This is a genomic window from Paenibacillus jiangxiensis (assembly GCF_046098255.1).
GTDB classification, from domain to species: Bacteria; Bacillota; Bacilli; order Paenibacillales; family Paenibacillaceae; genus Paenibacillus; species Paenibacillus jiagnxiensis.
In genome coordinates this window covers 1-1,430 of sequence record NZ_JBJURI010000071.1, presented here as the reverse complement: position 1 = coordinate 1,430, position 1,430 = coordinate 1, and the positions used below count along the sequence as shown (strand labels likewise).

General features: G+C 50.3%; 1 protein-coding gene. It reads right to left on the bottom strand.

The genetic code is table 11. The features are described from left to right. Positions 1–133 precede the first annotated feature (133 nt). Positions 134–1,324 carry an IS256 family transposase gene (locus ACI1P2_RS31330; protein ID WP_355327702.1) on the bottom strand — a complete coding sequence of 397 codons (1,191 nt, stop codon included), beginning with the start codon at positions 1,322–1,324 and terminating at the stop codon, positions 134–136. Between the last annotated feature and the right edge of the window lie 106 nt (positions 1,325–1,430).

Here is a 1,430-nt window from a genome sequence, read left to right as displayed (position 1 = left end):
GGTAGCGTCAAGAAGTTTGTGTATGGAAGATGTAGGGGTATTCAGTGGGACACTGAATACCGAGATTTTGTAATGTTCTGACTTTATTTTAGGAGGTGGACGTAGCCCAAGCGAAGGCGCGGGAGCTGGGTTTTTATTCCTGAGACAGTCCAGATGCGCCGTAACGTTCCTCAAACAGCTCGCTGAGTCTCTTTGTGACGGCTGTGTCTCCGAACCCGCGAATCACACGATTGGCGAAACGTTCGTTATACTCGATGATTTCCAAGTAAACGATCTTCTCCGCCGCATCGATATTGGTGAGGCTGTTCATCGGCTTCAGGCGCTTACGGAACTCCTTGTTCATGCGCTCGATCGGGTTCGAAGTGTAAATCGCATCCTTGATGAGCGCCGGGTATTTGTAAAACGTTAGAAGTGTAGGTAACTGCTCTTCCCAAGATTGGATTTCCTTCGGATACTTCTTGCTCCACTTGGCCTTGAACGTATCGAACGCAGCTAAAGCCAGATCGCGATCTAATGCGTTGTAAACGGTCTTGAGGCCCTCAATGAAATCCGTCTTGTCCTGTACTCGAATTTTCGGAAACGTAGCGCGTACTTTATGCACCACGCAGTGCTGAACGTCAGCCTTCGGATACACCTCCCGGAACGCGTTGTCGAGGCCCGGTAGGCCGTCGAATACGCCTAGCAGCACTTGCTCAGCACCACGGCGGTACAGGTCTTTGAGGACATCCCGCCAGCCATTGGCACTCTCCTGGCCGCCTACGTAAAAGCCAAGGATTTGGCGATGGCCGTCTTCGTCAATGCCCATGGCAAAATAAATGACTTCGCCGCTCACGTTGCTGCGCTTGAGCTTGACGTACAGTCCGTCGAGATAGATCACCGAATACCGCTTCTTGAGGGGCTGATTTTGCCACTGGTGAATGTCTTCCAGGACGGTAGCGGTGATGTTGCTGACCGTCGTCGGCGAGTAGTGGCTTCCAAACATACTTTCGATGAAACGAGCGACATCGCGGGTGCCCATGCCACTCTTGTACATTTGAATCACGGCCTCCTCCAGCCAGCCGTCCCGGCGCTGATACGGCTCAAACACGTGCGTTTGAAACTCACCAAGACGGTCACGCGGCACTTGCAAATCCTCGATATGGCCGTACTTGGTATGAAGTGTTCTCGTGTAGTAGCCGTTACGGCTATTGTGTCCGGAACGTTCGTCTCCCTGCATGAATCCTTTCATCTCTGCTTTCATGATGGATTCGAGATTTTCTTTTACGAACTGAGTGACAAGATTTTCAAATAGCTCTGAGAGTGTGGTTTCAGGTATAGTATTCATCGAGTAGGGTTCCTTTCTTGGTGACTTCGCAATCCCGAGAATACCCTACTTTTTTATGATCCGACTAGATCACAAATATTGGTACACAAACAATTTTACACCGTCT

Bases quoted from the DNA above. Each gene is read 5' to 3' on its own strand.
- ACI1P2_RS31330 (WP_355327702.1), bottom strand. From the start codon at position 1,324: ATGAATACTATACCTGAAACCACACTCTCAGAGCTATTTGAAAATCTT.